Origin of the sequence: Aeromonas sp. ZOR0001, assembly GCF_000801015.1 — a bacterium.
In the GTDB taxonomy this organism is placed as follows: Bacteria; Pseudomonadota; Gammaproteobacteria; order Enterobacterales; family Aeromonadaceae; genus Aeromonas; species Aeromonas veronii.
The window spans coordinates 1-17,831 of record NZ_JRJY01000110.1 but is presented as its reverse complement, the minus strand read 5'-3'; the positions used below and the strand labels follow the sequence as shown (position 1 = coordinate 17,831).

The 17,831-nt window shown below is 50.2% G+C and carries 15 protein-coding genes; 7 read left to right on the top strand and 8 right to left on the bottom strand.

Translation table 11 applies throughout. The features are described 5' to 3' along the window. Position 1: 1 nt before the first annotated feature. From L972_RS20990 to L972_RS14520, 7 genes are all read right to left on the bottom strand, one after another. The gene (locus L972_RS20990; RefSeq protein ID WP_162504337.1) at positions 2-1,072 is read right to left on the bottom strand and encodes a glycosyltransferase family 4 protein; all 1,071 of its coding nucleotides are present in this window, start codon (positions 1,070-1,072) and stop codon (positions 2-4) included. Then, positions 1,069-2,358 carry a lipid II flippase MurJ gene (locus L972_RS20985; protein ID WP_081990734.1) on the bottom strand — a complete coding sequence of 430 codons (1,290 nt, stop codon included), beginning with the start codon at positions 2,356-2,358 and terminating at the stop codon, positions 1,069-1,071. The genes L972_RS20990 and L972_RS20985 overlap by 4 nt, the downstream gene beginning before the upstream one ends. Next, a complete protein-coding gene (locus L972_RS21485; protein ID WP_139714595.1) occupies positions 2,348-3,295 on the bottom strand; it encodes a hypothetical protein in 948 nt (315 codons plus the stop codon). The genes L972_RS20985 and L972_RS21485 overlap by 11 nt, the downstream gene beginning before the upstream one ends. 461 nt (positions 3,296-3,756) lie before the next feature. After that, positions 3,757-4,785, bottom strand: a complete 1,029-nt coding sequence (locus L972_RS14535) for an NAD-dependent epimerase/dehydratase family protein (RefSeq protein WP_047439115.1) — start codon at positions 4,783-4,785, stop codon at positions 3,757-3,759. A 102-nt stretch (positions 4,786-4,887) separates the two neighbouring features. Continuing rightward, positions 4,888-6,168, bottom strand: coding sequence for a Vi polysaccharide biosynthesis UDP-N-acetylglucosamine C-6 dehydrogenase TviB (gene tviB, locus L972_RS14530; protein ID WP_047439110.1), 1,281 nt, complete (start codon positions 6,166-6,168; stop codon positions 4,888-4,890). Positions 6,169-7,097: 929 nt separating this feature from the next. Then, entirely contained in the window at positions 7,098-10,247 is a 3,150-nt protein-coding gene (locus L972_RS14525) for an efflux RND transporter permease subunit (RefSeq protein WP_005350273.1), read from the bottom strand. A 17-nt stretch (positions 10,248-10,264) separates the two neighbouring features. Next, the gene (locus L972_RS14520) at positions 10,265-11,458 is read right to left on the bottom strand and encodes an efflux RND transporter periplasmic adaptor subunit (protein ID WP_047439109.1); all 1,194 of its coding nucleotides are present in this window, start codon (positions 11,456-11,458) and stop codon (positions 10,265-10,267) included. A 140-nt stretch (positions 11,459-11,598) separates the two neighbouring features. Between L972_RS14520 and L972_RS14515 the strand changes: the two genes are divergently transcribed. The 6 genes from L972_RS14515 to L972_RS14490 all read left to right on the top strand — a co-directional run bounded on the left by L972_RS14515 (position 11,599) and on the right by L972_RS14490 (position 15,612). Then, positions 11,599-12,237: a TetR family transcriptional regulator gene (locus L972_RS14515; protein WP_047439107.1), complete on the top strand. Its 639-nt coding sequence runs from the start codon at positions 11,599-11,601 to the stop codon at positions 12,235-12,237. Positions 12,238-12,342: 105 nt separating this feature from the next. After that, positions 12,343-12,894: a hypothetical protein gene (locus tag L972_RS14510; protein ID WP_047439105.1), complete on the top strand. Its 552-nt coding sequence runs from the start codon at positions 12,343-12,345 to the stop codon at positions 12,892-12,894. 192 nt (positions 12,895-13,086) lie between these two features. Beyond that, positions 13,087-14,268: a dicarboxylate/amino acid:cation symporter gene (locus L972_RS14505; protein WP_005359180.1), complete on the top strand. Its 1,182-nt coding sequence runs from the start codon at positions 13,087-13,089 to the stop codon at positions 14,266-14,268. A 223-nt stretch (positions 14,269-14,491) separates the two neighbouring features. Then, positions 14,492-14,806, top strand: coding sequence for a DUF134 domain-containing protein (locus L972_RS14500; RefSeq protein ID WP_005338107.1), 315 nt, complete (start codon positions 14,492-14,494; stop codon positions 14,804-14,806). Beyond that, the gene (locus L972_RS14495; protein ID WP_047439103.1) at positions 14,803-15,384 is read left to right on the top strand and encodes a NifB/NifX family molybdenum-iron cluster-binding protein; all 582 of its coding nucleotides are present in this window, start codon (positions 14,803-14,805) and stop codon (positions 15,382-15,384) included. Before L972_RS14500 ends, L972_RS14495 begins: the two co-directional genes overlap by 4 nt. 42 nt (positions 15,385-15,426) lie before the next feature. After that, the gene (locus tag L972_RS14490) at positions 15,427-15,612 is read left to right on the top strand and encodes a hypothetical protein (RefSeq protein ID WP_005338109.1); all 186 of its coding nucleotides are present in this window, start codon (positions 15,427-15,429) and stop codon (positions 15,610-15,612) included. A gap of 165 nt (positions 15,613-15,777) precedes the next feature. On the opposite strand, the gene L972_RS14485 is transcribed toward L972_RS14490, so the two are convergent. Continuing rightward, positions 15,778-16,902, bottom strand: a complete 1,125-nt coding sequence (locus L972_RS14485; protein ID WP_021231198.1) for an HD-GYP domain-containing protein — start codon at positions 16,900-16,902, stop codon at positions 15,778-15,780. A 321-nt stretch (positions 16,903-17,223) separates the two neighbouring features. On the opposite strand from L972_RS14485, the gene L972_RS14480 reads away from it, so the two are divergent. Beyond that, positions 17,224-17,831, top strand: a 608-nt coding sequence (locus L972_RS14480; protein ID WP_047439252.1) for an IS5 family transposase, incomplete at its 3' end; no start/stop codon positions are given.

The following is a 17,831-nucleotide window of genomic DNA, read 5'->3' as shown; positions in this document are numbered from 1 at the left end:
CTTATAATGATAGCCATTGTGCACCGATAGATTCCATATTGTATTTCCGAATTACTTCTTTGGCATTCATAGATATATCTTCATACTTATTTTTATCATTCAAAATTAGAGAAACAGAATTCCAAAGCGCATCATAATCATTCATACTAACTAAAATCCCATTCCTACCATCAATTATGTCTCTTGGCCCAGAGTGACAATCCATTACAACTGATGGCAAACCAAAACTCATAGCCTCGAGCAAAACATTTGGAAACCCTTCATATTCTGATGCCATAACAAAAACATCAGAAAACTTATACCAATCAGATATATTACCAACCCTACCGATGATAAAAACCCTATCTTGAAGACTATAAGAAAAGACCATCTTTTTTAAAGCATCATATTCCTTGCCATCTCCTAATATATAGAGATCAGCGTTTGGAATACTCTCCCTGTAATCAGAAAATGTTTGAATTAGTTTAGCGTGACCCTTGCTACTGACTAACCTCCCGACACTAACTATTATCCTTCTACCCGAGCGCCTAATGGGGACATCAACTATAGGCCTCGTATCGCATAGAGGATAATTTACTGGGTTTGGTATCACAATCACAGATTTTGTTATTACATTATTATCGAACCATTCTTTTGTATCATTTGTTTGAACAATAATGGCATCAAGAAATCGGTAAAAAACATTTCTTAATAATTGTAATTTTTTAGGGATTTTATGTAATGGCGGATAGGTTCTTTCTGAACCATATACTTTACAATCTAGCCCCATAGACGCCATAGATAGCGATATATTAGAAGACGTCATAAAAGATATAGCTATATCGATTTTTATATTTTTTATGAATTTTCTAATATAAAAAGCACGCTCAAGATACCCTCTAAATCCGGAATTTTCTTTATCACATAGATTATATATCTTTATTCTTTTATCAAGAGCATAGAAACACTCGTTACTTGTTTGTGTTAATATTGTGACATTATGCCCAATTGAGGAAAAATAGTTAGATAGGCTAGCGACAACCCTTTCTGCACCACCATTTGACATCGAATGAATAATAAAGGCTATGTTCATTTTACTTTCAACATTAAAATTGATACAAAGAAAAATAAAAACGTTGCAGCATACATGCATACCGTTGAATATATAATAACCTCATCTCCCAGAATGTCTATAAAAAGAAAATAAAAAGCAACCTTTATTAAAAAACCAACTAAACCACTAAGCATTATAAATAAATACCGTCTTTGAGCATTAAAGAATGTAATAAACACCATTGCAGAGAAATAAAATGGGAATTGATATGAGGAAATAGAAAAAAAACGAGATACAGATACTACATCCTCTCTTAAGAATGCCCCCCGTTCATACACTAAGCTAATTATCCGCTCTGAATATATTGAGCACAGCACACTTACTAAAAAACCAAGGAACAAAAAGACCCCTCCCCATTTAATTACATTATCACGCAATACGTTTACTCCAGATACAATACCTCTTTGAGAAAAAATTGGTAACATTGCACGAGTAATGCTCAATGAAACTACAACCATAAAGATGGAAGATATCTTAGTTGAATATGAGATTGTACTTAATGTTCCTTCTGAGAATTTAGAGGCAATAACCTGATCAATCAGAGTTGTAGAGCTAATTAATATTTGCCCGAAAAGAACGATAGAAAAACCATTTTTAAACTCGCGCCACCCAATACTCAAAAAGCTAAACTTTGGAATAATTAAGCCATATCTTTTTGTATAAAGTCCATATAAGAGTAAAAACTGAAAAAACGCCCCAGAAATTAAACCTAAGGTCAATGGTAAATAGCCAGAAAAGATCATCACAAAAAACATTATGAATATAGGAATAATACCTTCACATAAACTATTTGTGTGATTACTATTGGCTATCATCAATACTGAAATGAATGTGGAAAGAAAACCAGCAATCAAATACACAGTAAAATATGGATATATATTTAAAATAGCATCCGTCGTCTTTCTATAAGAATTGATCTCCTCTCCATACATGCTAAAGTATACATAAAACAAAATACTTAAAATCAAAGATAATAGTATAACTCCCCCGAAAATCTCTCGAGAAAAGTATGTAAGACAATAAACATTGTCTCTTTTCGCCCTAGAAATAAGAGGAACCAAAACAACAGTAAGCACGCTCATGAAAAGCCCAATGGGCCAAGTATATAGTTCAAATACAAAGCTATAGCTATCAACTTCATAACCCACACCAAATTGAGAAGCAACAACGAGCTCTTTTAAAAGACCTGCTAATTTTGAAGAAAATAAAAAAAATGAAACTACACATATCATTTTTAATGTTTTCACATCAATATTAATTTTCAAAACTCATATCTCTTTCTGCTTTATGTGAAACAACCGAATTAATGATAAAATTAATGAAGACAGTCAACAGCAATAGCATAAATAACATTTTCAATTGTCCTGCGTAGAACGCAGGACCATTTCTTAATATTGAGTAAAAAACTTCTAAAATATAAACAGAAAATATAGAGAGCCCATATAATCTATGTATAACAAAAATAAAAAATATGAAAAAAAGTCCTATACCATATGTTTCCAATACAAAGAGCTGAAAGTTGTAAGCAGTTCCTTGGCCTAATCCAACCCCAACCAAATCACCTAAACGAGAGGTAGTTTCAGCTCCCCACTCAACATTGAGCAAGCTAGACATAGGCAAGATATTTAGAACATCAATAATCGCATTCTCATTTAATGAATCAAGACCGAGTGAAAGATTGCTAACAATTGAAATTTGCTCTCCTGAAAACCGAACGAAATTTTCTACATTGCTAAAGACATACGAGATATTTTCTGAAAACGAATAACTATCATTATAAAGATAGCCTGATATAGCATATTTAATAGCATCCGAAAAATTCCCAAAAAAACTAAACAAAAATAACGGTAATAATATATTTATTTTTTTTGATTTAAATAATAACAATAACAGCGATAAAAATAACAAATGCCGATATCCCATAGAGAACGATAGTATTACTACTATAGCTGCCATTATTTTGCATAATACAATTAATTTATTATTTTTAAATGGTGGGTAAAAACCTGCACCAACTATAATGGATTCTGCTGGGATCGTGATTATAAAAAGATTCGGGATTAAATATGCAAGGTTGTTGATATACTCATTTTTATTTACAAAAATAAAACTATGATTTTGATAAAAGAAATTAATATAAGCAAAAACGCTCAGTATGTATATTTGTATTTCACCAAGTCTAAAGTTTGAATTATGTTTCACCTCTTTCCTTATACATTTATCAAATGTAAGAAGAATCGAAATAAAAACATCCGTTAATATATATGGTAGTATAGTCCCTTCTGTCGGAACATAATTGAAGTTCAAATTAAAGATTACTATATCAGCTGAAAATATAGCAGGAAAAGAGTAAAATAAATATAAGAAAACAAATGTCTTATATGTATTATCTCTTTCAGATGAAAGATGATATATATATATTAGAAATACTATGTGTATTATGCTTAAGAGCGCTATCATATTTTACTCTAAATTTACTAGGGCTCGATTAAAAGATCATATAGACATCACAAACCTAACAAATTTAATTTTGTTATGATAAAAAAACCACCCCAATATATAAATATTTATTGAGCCTATAAAATGAACCTAATATTTTATAAAACCGTTACAAACAGATAGCATGCCCTTCTTTAAATATAAAGAAGGGCAATATAATTATATTAACTCTTTGTAGTAAATTCCTTATACCATGGCATAGCTTTCGAGATTCCTTCTACAATTCGGTGAGAATATTCATAACCAAGGTATTCAATAGCCTTAGTTATATCTGCTTGTGAATGTCTAACATCACCAGCCCGGAAATCGCTATAGATTGGTTCCTTATCAATTTTAACACCATTCTCCAGCAATGCTTTTTTAATAGTACGATATAGCTCACTCAAAGTGGTTCGATCACCAACGGCTACATTGTAAACTTTATTTTTTGCATTATCTGTGGCGGTGGCAGCTAATATGTTAATTTGAACGACATTGTCGATGTAACAGAAGTCTCGACTAGTCTCGCCATCACCGTTAATAAACACATCTTCACCCTTTATCATAGCGGCTGTCCACTTGGGAATAACTGCCGCGTAAGCCCCTTTGGGATCCTGACGCATACCAAATACATTAAAATACCGAAGACCAATAGTCTTAAAATCATATGTACGTGCATATACGCCAGCATAAAGCTCATTGACATACTTGGTAACAGCATAAGGAGAAAGCGGATTTCCAATATTTTCTTCAACCTTTGGTAAGGCTGGATGATCACCATAGGTCGAGCTTGAGGCTGCATAAGTAAAACTTTGCACCTGCGCTTCTTTGGATGCATGTAGCATATTCAGAAAGCCAGTGATATTGGTAGCATTTGTTGTGATCGGGTCAGCAATTGACCGAGGCACCGATCCTAATGCAGCTTGATGTAACACATAATCAACATTTTTAACTGCTTGCTGACAGGTAGAGTAATCTCGGATATCACCTTTTATAAAATGAAAACGAGTCCACTGTTCGGTCGAAACTAGTGATCGTACCTCATCAAGATTATACTTATGTCCAGTAGAAAAATTATCTAGGCCAATAACCGTTTGGTTCATTTTAAGTAATTTTTCAAGCAAGTTTGAGCCGATAAAACCAGCTACACCTGTCACTAGCCAAGCTTTTGGTGAATCGAGCAATTGTTGCTGAATAATATCATAACGAGACATAGAAATACTCGGAGCATTTATGAAAAAATAATAATTAAATTTAACTAGACTGGACTCAGTACTCTACCCAGCCTAGTTGCTTATCGTTTTAAACCAAAAACGTTATAGACGCATATCAACATTCTCTTTGTCAAGAATGTATTTCAAATCGAACAGAACGTGCTCCCTTTTACCTAGTGCTCTAATAGCCTGAGCACCCATTTCACGGAACTCATTGTGCGCAACAGCCATAATAATTGCATCATAATTATCTACTTTGGTTTCATCACATAAGCTTAAGCCATATTCATGCTGAGCCTCTGTATTTGAACACCATGGGTCCATAACATCTACATTAATATTGTACTCTTTTAACTCAGATACAATATCCACAACTTTAGTATTACGCAGGTCAGGGCAGTTTTCTTTAAACGTTAACCCCATCACCAATACATTTGCACCCTCGACTTGAATTCGTTTTTTCAGCATATTTTTCACTAGCTGAGAAACTACATATTCTCCCATGCCATCATTTATGCGGCGACCAGCCAAAATAATTTCTGGGTGATACCCAACACTTTGCGCTTTATGGGTCAAATAGTATGGATCGACACCAATGCAGTGCCCACCTACCAAACCTGGTCGGAATGGTAAAAAGTTCCACTTAGTACCAGCAGCCTCAAGCACCTCAAGGGTATCAATACCTAGCTTATTAAAGATGATCGATAGCTCATTGATCAGTGCAATATTAACATCTCGCTGCGTATTCTCAATCACTTTTGCTGCCTCAGCAACTTTAATGCACGAGGCTTTATGTGTGCCAGCAACAATTATTGATTTATAAAGTTGATCGACGTACTCAGCTACTTCAGGGGTAGAACCACTGGTGACTTTTAAAATATTAGTTACTCGATGCTCTTTATCACCAGGATTGATCCGCTCTGGCGAATAACCAGCGAAAAAGTCTTGGTTGAATTTCAACCCTGAGACTTTCTCTACAACAGGGATGCATATTTCTTCTGTAGCCCCGGGGTAAACAGTTGACTCATAAACAATCACATCACCTTTTTTTATGACGCGACCCAATGTGTCAGATGCTTTAATTAATGGGGTCAAATCAGGCTGTTTGTGATTATCAATTGGTGTCGGTACTGTTACAATAAAAAAATTGCACTCACTTAATTTTTCTAGTGCTGTAGTATATATTAAATGCGATGCTTCTTTTAGTTCTAAACTAGAGCATTCTAGTGTACTGTCATTGCCTGAACTAAGTTCATTAATACGAGATTGATTAATATCAAACCCTATTGTTTCACGTTGTTTACCAAACTCAACTGCGAGCGGTAGACCTACATAACCTAAACCAATAATACCTACTTTAGCTTTTGAAACATCAAACAGCATAACACACTCCTTAACAGTATATTGAGAAAGCTAAATTTACTAACATATGCCTCTAACTTGAGGCATAACGGCAACATATGTAATGATATAAAAATGTTATTGTAGGTGAAAGTCATTGTATTTTTCATCAGGGCCAAACGCGACTCATGGCTAGATAGCTATTCCGTATAGCAGATCACAGGAGGAAGGGAACTCAGTCCAGTTTGTACGATCTCGTTAGTCGCCAAACAAAATAAGCCACACCCAAAAGACTGAGTTGATACCTATCTTGCCACGAGTGATAAAAGGCATGCTCGTCGCTTGACGGCCATCTTGCTGTTACATGAAGGACGGGTAATCCCCTCAAGTGCATCGATTTGGGCAACAATGCCTCTCACAACACAGCTGGAGACCCATTTAAAACACTCACTATTTCCCGGGGGGATACGATGCCGGAACTCAAAGAAGTGCATGGATAGTTATATATCACAGGATGGGCAAGGAGCTTGTTGAGTGAGCTTTAAGAGACAGCAGACATAGCTACCGCACTGAGTTACAGCCCCCAGTTTGCTGCTTTTCACCACATTGCTCACGCTGTTGGTCATCATGTCCTCCAGCATTATTGTGTTTTTGGCGGTGTGGATAAAGTAAACAGTCGCTAATTGAAACTGCTTGCCACACCGAGTCAGCCCGATTTGATGCCGAATTCTATCCCGTTTCCCCCGAAGATGAACAGCTAAAAGTGTTTTGATAGGGAGCAAATTGAGGCCATTCAATGAACAATGCCTGTTTCATTGCATCAGCTTCAAGTTGTTACTTAGTTTCGTCTGTTGCTCTTTTGAACAAAAAAACAGGGCAACCCATGGGGTTGCCCTGTTTGATTGTCAGTCAGACCAAAGCTGGCTGGCGATTTATTGAACTCTGTTCAAATTAGCTAAATCTGCATGCCATCAGTCACCTTTTGACTCAACCGCTGCAGCCATGCGCGCCTCTTTGCTCTGGTGGCTGGTGAAGTAGCGCATCACCAGCACAAAGAAGAGCGGCACGAAGAAGATGGCCAGCACGGTAGCACTGATCATCCCCCCCATCACGCCGGTACCGATGGCATTACGGCTGCTGGCGCCGGCGCCGGAGCTGATCACCAGCGGCAGCACCCCGAGGATAAAGGCAAGCGAAGTCATCAGGATCGGGCGCAGACGCAGACGGGCTGCCTCCACCACCGCCTCACCCAAGCCCATCCCCTTGTCATAGAGCTCTTTGGCAAATTCCACGATCAGGATCGCGTTCTTCGCCGACAAGCCGATGGTGGTGAGCAGACCAACCTGAAAGTAGACGTCGTTCTCCAATCCGCGAAGGGTGGCAGCCACAATGGCCCCCAGAACCCCGAGCGGTACTACCAGCATCACCGAGAACGGAATGCTCCAGCTCTCGTAGAGGGCAGCCAGACAGAGGAACACCACCAGCAGCGAGATCGCGTAGAGCGCAGGTGCCTGTGAACCGGCCTGACGCTCCTGGAAGGAGAGCCCGGTCCACTCGATGCCCACCCCTTCCGGCAGCTGTTTCACCATCTGCTCAATAGCAGCCATCGCATCACCGGTACTCTTGCCGGGCGCCGCCTCACCGACGATCTCCATCGCCGGCACACCGTTGTAACGCTCCAGACGCGGCGAGCCGAAGCTCCACTCGGTGCTGGCAAAGGCGGAGAAAGGCACCATCTGACCGGCACTGTTGCGCACATACCAGAGTTTCAGATCTTCCGGGTTCATCCGGAAGGGGGCATCCGCCTGCATGTAGACCTTCTTGATCCGGCCACGGTCGACGAAGTCATTGACGTAGGACGAGCCCCAAGCGGTAGCCAGGGTGTTGTTGATATCCGCGATGGAGAGCCCCTGCGCCAGCGCCTTCTCGTAGTCGATCTTGATATCGAGCTGCGGCGTATCTTCCATCCCGTTCGGGCGTACCCGCACCAAGGTGGGATCCTGCGCCGCCATGCCGAGCAGCTGGTTACGCGCCGCCATCAGCTTGTCGTGACCGATACCGCCGCGATCCTGCAGGAAGAAGTCAAAACCGGTCGCAGTCCCCAGCTCCGGGATCGGAGGCAGGTTGAAGGCGAAGACCTGCGCCTCCTTGATGCTGAACAGATAGCCCATGGCGCGGCCGATGATGGCATTAGCGCTGCGATCCGGGCTCTTGCGCTCGCTCCAGTCCTTGAGCTTGATAAAGGCCATACCCGCGTTCTGGCCACTACCGGCGAAGCTGAAGCCAGATACGGTCAGTACGGAATCTACGTTCTCCTTCTCGTTTTTCAGGAAGTAGTCGCGCATGTCTGCCAGCACCACCTCGGTGCGCTGCTTGGTCGCCCCCACCGGCAGTTGCACCATGGACATGATAACCCCCTGATCCTCTTCCGGCAGGAAGGAGGTGGGCATCCGCATAAAGAGCACTGCCAGTACCGCCAGCATGGCACCGTAGATTAGGCTGTAGCGCACGCCCTGCTTGATCACCTTGCGCACACCGCTCTGATAGCGGTTGGTACCCGCATCAAAGGCGCGGTTGAACCAGCCAAAGAAGCCGCGCTTGGCTCCAAACTCGCCATGTTTCATCGGCTTGAGCAGGGTGGCACAGAGCGCCGGAGTCAGGATCAACGCCACCAGCACCGACAGCACCATGGCCGAAACGATGGTCAGCGAGAACTGGCGATAGATGGCGCCGGTCGAGCCGCCGAAGAAGGCCATCGGCACGAACACGGCGGAGAGCACCAACGCGATCCCCACCAGCGCGCCGGTGATCTGGGTCATCGACTTGCGGGTGGCTTCCAGCGGGGAGAGATCCTCCTCGCTCATCAGCCGCTCCACGTTCTCCACCACCACGATGGCATCATCCACCAGCAGACCGATGGCCAGCACCATACCGAACATGGTGAGGGTATTGATGGAGAAACCAAACGCCGCCATCACCCCGAAGGTACCGAGCAGCACCACAGGCACCGCAATGGTCGGGATCAGGGTGGCGCGGAAGTTCTGCAGGAACAGATACATGACGCAGAACACCAGGAAGATCGCCTCGATCAGGGTCTGCACCACCTCCTCGATGGAGATCTTCACGAACGGCGTGGTGTCGTAGGGGTAGACGATCTCCATGTTGGCCGGGAAGTAATCCGACAGCTCATTGAGCTTGGCACGCACCTTCTCGGCGGTATCCAGCGCATTGGCGCCGGTCGCCAGTTTGATGGCAACCGCGGCGGTAGACTGGCCGTTGTAGAGCGCATCGGCGTCATAGCTTTCGCCTGCCAGCTCGACCCGGGCCACATCTTTCAGCCGTACCTTGGAGCCATCCTGATTCACCCGCAGCAGGATGTCGTTGAACTGCTCCACGGTAGAGAGACGGGTCTGCCCCATGATAGTCGCGGTGAACTGCTGATCTTCCACCGACGGGGTGCCACCCAGCTTGCCAAACGCGACCTGGGCGTTCTGCGCCTTGATGGCTGCTTGCACATCCCCCGGGGTCATCTGCACCCGGTTGAGCTTGTTGGGATCGAGCCAGACCCGCATGGAGTACTGGCTGCCGAACAAGGTGATATCCCCTACCCCGTCCAGACGGCTCAGAGGCTCCTTGATGTTGGAGACCACATAGTCCGCCAGATCGTCGTTGTTCATCGAGCCATCGCTGGAGATGAAGGCCGCGACCATCAGGAAGCTGCTGGAGGTCTTCTGAACCCGGATCCCCTGCTGCTGAACCTCTTGTGGCAGCAGCGACATCGCCTGCTGCAGCTTGTTCTGCACCTGCACCTGGGCGATATCGGGATCGGTCCCCGGCTGGAAGGTGAGGGTCACCGACACCCGCCCCGCGGAGTCAGACTGGGAGGACATGTAGAGCAGGTGATCCAGCCCGGTCATGTTCTGTTCGATGATCTGGGTCACCGAGTCCTCCACCGTTTTGGCGGATGCGCCCGGATAGCTGGCGGAAATACCGACAGCGGGCGGCGCAATGCTCGGATACTGGGCGACCGGCAACTTGATGATGGCCAGGCTGCCCGCCAGCATGATCACCAGCGCGATCACCCAGGCAAAAATGGGTCTGTCTATAAAAAATCGAGCCATGAAGCGACTACTCCATCCTACTTGTTGGCCGGGGTGTTGGGCGCAGCTTGAGCAGACGGTGCATCAGCACCCTGCTCGGCGGGATTGACCACGGCGCCCGGTCGTACTTTCTGCAAGCCAGCCACGATCACCCGCTCGCCGGAGGTGAGGCCTGACTCCACCACCCAGTTGCTGCCGACGACCCGGCTCAGCTGCACGTTGCGCAGCTCCACCTTGTTGTCAGCGGTTACCACCATCACGGTGGCGCCGCCGTTGGGGGTGCGAGTCACGGCAGTTTGCGGCACCAGCAGCCCTTGCGCCCGCTCACCCTCTTGCAGGGTGGCGCGCATGAACATGCCGGGCAGCAGCAGCTGGTGAGGGTTGGGCACAATCACCCGCAGGGTCACCATGCCGGAGGTCTCATCCACGGTCACATCGGAGAACTGCAGCGAGCCCTCTTCGCCGTAAGTGGAGCCATCTTCCAGCTGGAAGGTCACCTTGGCCCCCTTCTGCTCGTCCTGGGTCAGCTTGCCCTCGGCGACCAGCCGCTTGAGGCGCAGCAGATCGGCAGTGGACTGACGCACATCCACATACATGGGATCGAGCTGCTGGATGGCGGTCAGGCTGTCAGCCTGCTGGGCAGTCACCAGCGCTCCCTCGGTCACCGCGGATTTACCGATACGACCGCTGATGGGGGCAGTGATGCGGGTGTAACCGAGATTGATCTCGGCAGTGCGCAGGGCCGCCTTGCTCGCCATGATCTCCGCCTTGGCCTGCTTCCAGCTGGCGTCGGCGTCGTCATAGTCCTGACGGCTGATGGATTTGACCTTGAGCAGCTCCTGATAGCGCTGCGCCTTGAGGCGGGCACTCTGCTCGTTGGCCTCGGCCTTGGCCAGATTGGCCTTGGCGCTGGCAACCGCCGCCTGATAGACAGCCGGGTCGATCTGATAGAGCAGATCGCCCGCCTTCACATCGCTTCCCTCGGTAAAGAGGCGCTTGAGGATGATGCCGCTCACCTGCGGACGCACTTCGGCCACCCGCAGCGGGGCGCTGCGGCCGGTCAACTCGGTAGTCAACATCAGCGGACCGCTCTGCAGGGTCACCACGTTGACCGCCGCGGGGGGCATGCCGCCCTGTCCCTGGGGTGCGCCCCCCTTGTCACCACAACCTGCCAGCAAGCCTGTAGCCAGCAAGGCAAGACCAACTGAACGAGCAAGAATATGTTTATGCATGAAACACCTGAGCCTTTGCCAGTCAATGAACAATCAGGGCCGCATGGGCCCTGTTGGTAAATAGTCGAAAGATGAGGCAATATACATACATTCATAAATGTATGTAAGTGACTTTTTACTTGCATGAGGCACAAATTTCGATGGCCAGACGAACCAAAGAAGAGGCGCAGCAAACCCGCTGCCACATCATGAGCACGGCGCTGGATCTGTTCTGCTCTCAGGGCCTGGCCAAGACCAGCCTGACCGACATCGCCAGGGCGGCAGACCTGACCCGCGGGGCCATCTATTGGCACTTCAAGAACAAGGATGAACTCTTCATTTCGCTCTGGCAGGAGCTCTGCAGCCCCCTCGCCCACCAGCTCGATGCCTGCCTCAACCCAGATGAGCCGGATCCGCTGGGGCAACTGCGCCTCTTCTTCGAAGGGGTGCTCCACAGCTTCATTCACAATCCGGCCCAGCGGCAGATGTTCACCATCCTGTTCAATCTCGAATCGCTGGAGGGGGAAGCCATCTCACTGCGCGAGCATATCCGCAGCCAGTCCGCCAACTTCTTCCGGGACCTGGAGACCACCCTGGCCAATGCGGTACGGCGGGGCCAACTGCCCACCAACCTCAACCTGCAGCGCGCCGCCACCCTGCTCCACTGCACTCTGGATGGCTACATCATCAACTGGCTCCACTTTCCGGGGCGGATAGACCTGCAGGGCGAATCCGCCTTTATGATAGAGAGCATGTTCACCATGCTGGCCCAACCCCACGGGCCTGCCTGTGACCGCTAACCGGCTCCGGCAACTCTCACCCATCCAAATCGGGGCCTGACCGCGCGCTTTGGCAGTCTGGCCCCGATTTGTTACCCTGTGCGCCCCCTGCTTGAGGTAACCCCTGTGCCACACTCTGATGCCATCCCCGCTTCCTGGCCATTTAACGACCAGCACGCCCACGTTCGAGCTGCCTTTGTGGCGCGCCTCAAACCCGGCGCTCACCTGCTCAATGGTCTGTGCGGTATGGGGGAGGATCTCTGCTGGCTGCGTGCAGAAGGGTATGTGGTCACCGCCTGTGAAGCTGTACTGGCCGACGCCAGAGTTGCCTCACAGCAATCCGGACAAGCGGTGCGGGTCTGCCCGCTGGCGAAGATGCACTCGGTGCTCCCTTACGATGGCATCTGGCTGAGCCGCCCGCTTGATAGCGACGCGGCCACCCTTGTCCCCCTGTTGCAACAGCTGGCGACCCTGCTCAAAGCGGGTGCTCCGCTCTGCTTCCCCCTGCCCCCAAGCGGCAAGATAAGTCACCATCAGCTACAGCAACTGGTCACCACATCCGGGATAGCGCTACAACTGGCGCCGATGGAAACCGCCTCGACCAACACGACATCATGCACAGGTCAACACGCCAGCCAGTACGTCATGTTGCTGCATGGCGATCATCAGGCCACCTAACGGGCTAATTCATCACGGATTTTCCCGTTCAACGCCAAGCCGACAGCTAGTCGGCGATCTTGGCTTTCGACAATATTTAACTCGGCGTTAACGCAGAAAAGGCAGACATAACACGGCTTACGTGTTAAAAAGTGTGATTAATATCAAATTTTAATAACAAAACAGACAATACAACCAACTCCGGATTTCCTTATGAAACTTGTCCTGAAACTCATTGCTGGCATCCTTGCCGGTCTCTTGCTCGGTCTCTACGCCCCTGAGTGGGTGGCGCGCGTGCTGTTTACGGCCAAGACAGTGATAGGTCAGCTGATCACCTTCACCATTCCGCTCATCATTCTGTTCTTCATCATGAGCGGCATCGCCAGCCTGCCGAAAAACTCCGGCAAGCTGCTGGGCAAAACCGTGGCCCTCTCATATTGCTCCACCATTCTGGCGGGGCTGTTCGCCTTTACCGTGGCGAGCCACCTGATCCCGCAGTTCACCACCGCCGCCGAGCCCACCACGGCCACGGCCATCAAGCTCGCCTCCTACGTCAATCTGGAGATCCCGCCGCTGTTTGGCGTGATGTCAGCACTGGCCGCCGCCTTCGTGTTCGGTATCGGCATCAGCGCCACCCAGGCCACCGATCTGCGCCGGGTCGCCGATCAGGGCCGTGACATCATCGACCGCCTGCTGGCCAAGGTGATCATCCCGCTGCTGCCGTTCTACATCGCCGGCGTCTTTGTCGAGATGACGGTGGAAGGCACCGTATTCGCTACCCTGAAGACCTTCGGCGTGGTGCTGGTGATGGCGATCCTGATGCACTGGATCTGGCTCTCCGTACTGTTCGTGGGTACCGGTCTGGCCCTTGGCCGCTCACCGGCCCAGCTTATCAAGAACATGCTGCCCGCCTACTTCACCGCGCTTGGGACCATGTCGAGCGCCGCCACCATTCCGGTCGCCCTGCAATCGAGCAAGAACAACGGGGTGAGCGACGGTATCGCCAACTTTACTGTGCCCCTGTGCGCCACCATTCACCTCTGTGGCTCCACCATTACCCTGGTCACCTGTGCCACCGCGGTGATGTTCCTCTCCGAGCATCTGGCCATTCCGGGCATCGAGACCATGCTCCCCTTCATCATGATGCTGGGGGTGATCATGATCGCCGCCCCGGGCGCACCGGGTGGTGGCGTGATGTCGGCGCTGGGCCTGCTCACCTCCATGCTCGGTTTCGGTGAGGCCTCCATCGCCCTGATGATCGCCCTCTATCTGGCGCAAGACAGCTTCGGCACCGCCTGCAACGTCACCGGTGACGGCGTGATTGCCCTGTGGGCGGATCGCTTCGCCAACGGTAGCGAGAGCGCAGCTCCAGTGGCCGAGGCCGAACAGGCGTAAGCTCGCCGGGATAGATCGACCATCCTCTGCAAAACCGCAGGCCCGAACCATGTTCGGGCCTGCGTCGTTTCTGCCACCTTCACAGCGTTTGTACGTGTTCCTCCTCCCTCTCTTTGCCCCCCTCTACCATGAATAGCACTGGCGCAGCTCTCTACACCCGACAAAATTATTGGCATATGCTATATATGAGCGTATAAATGGCTTATGCCAATTAGGAGCCACCATGCCAAGACCCAAGATTGCCCGCCAGATCTGTGGCCGCCCCGCCAACAGCTGCTTCAAACCCAACGGCCGCCCCATGCATCAGCTGGAACAGGTCACGCTGGCCCCTGACGAGTTCGAGGCTCTGCGCCTCGTCGACCTTCAAGGAATGCAGCAGCAGGAGGCCGCCCTGGTGATGGGGGTCTCCCGCCAGACCCTGGCCAATATCCTGAAAAAAGGGCGCTACAAGGTGGTGGAGTGTCTGAGTCTGGGCAAGGCATTGATGATGCAACCCGCCGAGCCCGACCACCCAACCAGTGGAGAAGAGCCGACATGAATGCTGTCACAACCATGACCACCAACCCCAGCAACAGCGCCCTGATGCTGAGTCAGGGGCTGCTGGCTGGCCACTTTACCCGTGCCGAGCAGCTGCAAATTCTTAACCCCGAAGGGAACGTCATCGCCACCCTGCCCAATCCGGCCGCAGCCGAAGGCTGCCACGGCAAGCAAGCGCTGCTCGACGCCCTTGCCCATCATCAGGTGGGTCAGGTGGTGGTGCGCAATATCGGCGAACGAATGCTGGGGCGCCTGCTGGCGGCCAATATCCGGGTGCTGCAGTGCCGCTCTGCCCGCCTGCCGCTGCCCGCGCTGCTGGCCCCCGCCAATCTGCAACCTCTTACCGCGGCCAGTCAGGGGCGTCCGTCTCGTCGTCATCAGAGCAAGGCGACTATCCGTGCCATCCAGCCCGTCGGCGCAGGCTCGAGTCATGGCCATTGTCACGGTGGTTGTAACAGCAACTCAGGTCATTGTTGCGCCAGTGGTGGCAATCAGGCAGAGAGCTCACGACAAGGCCATACTTGTTGCCACGGCAGTGAAGGCGCCAACCAGCAGGGCGGTTGCTGCCATCATCACTGATGCCATCGCCGTGCATGTCATCACCATCAAGGAGAAGAGATCATGTCCATCTGGTTGTTGAGCCTGCTTGCCTCGTTCGTACTGATCCTGGCCATGGGCACCATCATCTGGTGGCGCCAATACCAGCTTGCCCAGAAACGGGAAGATAAAGAGGTGCGCCCCTGTGGCTGCTCCAGCGCCTGCGCGGATCACCTCTATCAGATCAGCGAGCCGACGCCCAAAAAGTAACCTGACCGCAGCCGCCCTAGCCACAGGTAGAAGGTCGGCAAAATAAGGGCACGTGGAATCGAGAGGCGCATAAAAGAGAGAGGGCACCTGTTGGTGCCCTCTCTCTATATTTATTCCTCGTCATGCTTGATCCGCCGTATTGCCCCTTAAGCTCATCACACACGCTCAACCCGGCTCGGCGCCGCTGGCCGCCACGCTCGCAGAGCAGGCCGGATCCTGATACTGCTGATAGATGGCATAAAACTCGGCCTTGTTGTGCAGGGCTGCGGCGACACAGGCGGGATCAAACTGGCTGCCGGCATGCTCCTCCAGATAGGCAAACGCCGTCTCGAACGGCCAGGCCTTCTTGTAGGGGCGCTCGCTGGTCAGGGCATCAAACACATCGGCCACCGTCACGATGCGGGCCGCCAACGGGATCGCCTCCCCCGCCAGCCCCAGCGGATAGCCGGTGCCGTCGAAACGCTCGTGATGGCTGGCGATGATGTTGGTCAGCATATCGGTGTGATGAATGCCATCGAGACCAAACTCGTTGATCATCAGGCTGATCATCTCACGCCCCTTGCCTGGGTGGATCTTCATGATCTCGAACTCTTCCGGCGTCAACTTGCCTGGCTTGAGCAAAATGGCGTCCGGCACCGCGATCTTGCCGATGTCGTGCAGCTCGGAGAAGAGGTAGATAAACTCCACCTCCTCATCGCTCAGCCCGCAAGTCGGGGCCAGCGTCTTGGCGATCAGCCGGGAGTAGGCCGACATCCGGTGCAGATGGTTGGCGGTCTCCTCATCCCGATAGCGGCTAAACTCCCGCGCCGTGGTCAGCGCGCCGCCAAGGGTCTGGATGGAGAAAAACTCCACCGCAATGATGGCCGAGAGCGCCTGGGCATAGGCCGACAGCTCGCTTCGGATCGGCTCCTCGAAATATCCCGGCTCCATAGCATCACAAAACAGAAAGCCAAACAGTTTGCTGTTGAACAGCAGCGGCTCGGTATAGCTGGAGGCATAACCCGCCTCCAGCACCTTGCGGCTGTGCTCCGATGCCGAGCCACGCAGGGCATCGAGATTGCCGAGCACCCGGGGCTGCTTGTGCTCCGCCAGATAACTCAGGGAGGGGACATCGCTCAGCTTCACCTCATACTGCACCAGTGGCGAGGGCCCCTCGGTGCTGTGGGCAAAGGTCTTGAGCTGATCGGTATGGGGATCGTAAATCGCGATGGCCACCCGACTCAGCTTGTCAAAGCGCTGCCTGAGCGTGGCATGTACGCTCTGCATTTTTTCGCCAAATGAACTTTCCATCGCCATCTCCAACGGGACCCCGTGATGGAAGTATAGTGACTCCCTTTGACGCTCTCCCCGCCACAGCGTTAAAATTGACAGAAAAATCAACAAAGCAGCTTCCCCACAACAAGCCTGCATGGCAGAGGCAATAGCCCTACCAAGGGCGCGCCATCAGCGACTGCTGGTGCAGCCCAATCTTGCCTGGTCGGAGATATTGTTCGGTTCTGCCATGCTGGCTGTATAGTTTTTGGGGCGTTGTTTCCCAAATCGATACAGCTTGAATAGAACTAACTGAGGACTTGGTGATCTGATCACCACCATCCTCTTCAAGTCTGCATCATGGGCACATCGCTTCACCCCATCACCAACTGGCCTCAATACAACAAGTCCCTGATTAACCGTGGTTCACTCACCTTCTGGGTTGATGCCGCCGCCATGAACAATTGGTTTCACCACGACCATCATGGGCGGCGGGGCCGCAGCCAGCTTTACACTGACCAGACCATCGCAACCTTCCTGATGCTCAAGGGGATTTTCAACCTCACTCTGCGAGCAACACAGGGACTACTCGACTCCCTGTTCGAGTTGATGAACGTACCGCTGTGTGCGCCGGACTATAGCTGTGTCAGCAAGCGAGCACGCACGGTGACAGTGGCTTATCGACAGCCCCCAAAGGAAGGCATTACCGACCTGGTTATCGATTCAACCGGGCTGAAGGTGTTTGGCGAAGGCGAGTGGAAGGTCAGAAAACACGGCGCCGAGAAGCGGCGAGTGTGGCGCAAGTTGCATCTGGCGGTAGACCCGGCAACCCACGATATCGTGGCAGCAGAAGTGTCATTGGAAAATGTCCATGATGCCGAGGTGTTGCCCACCTTGCTCAACCCTCTGCGGCGTAAGCTGGAACGTGTTTATGCGGATGGCGCCTACGACAGCAAAGCCAGCCATCA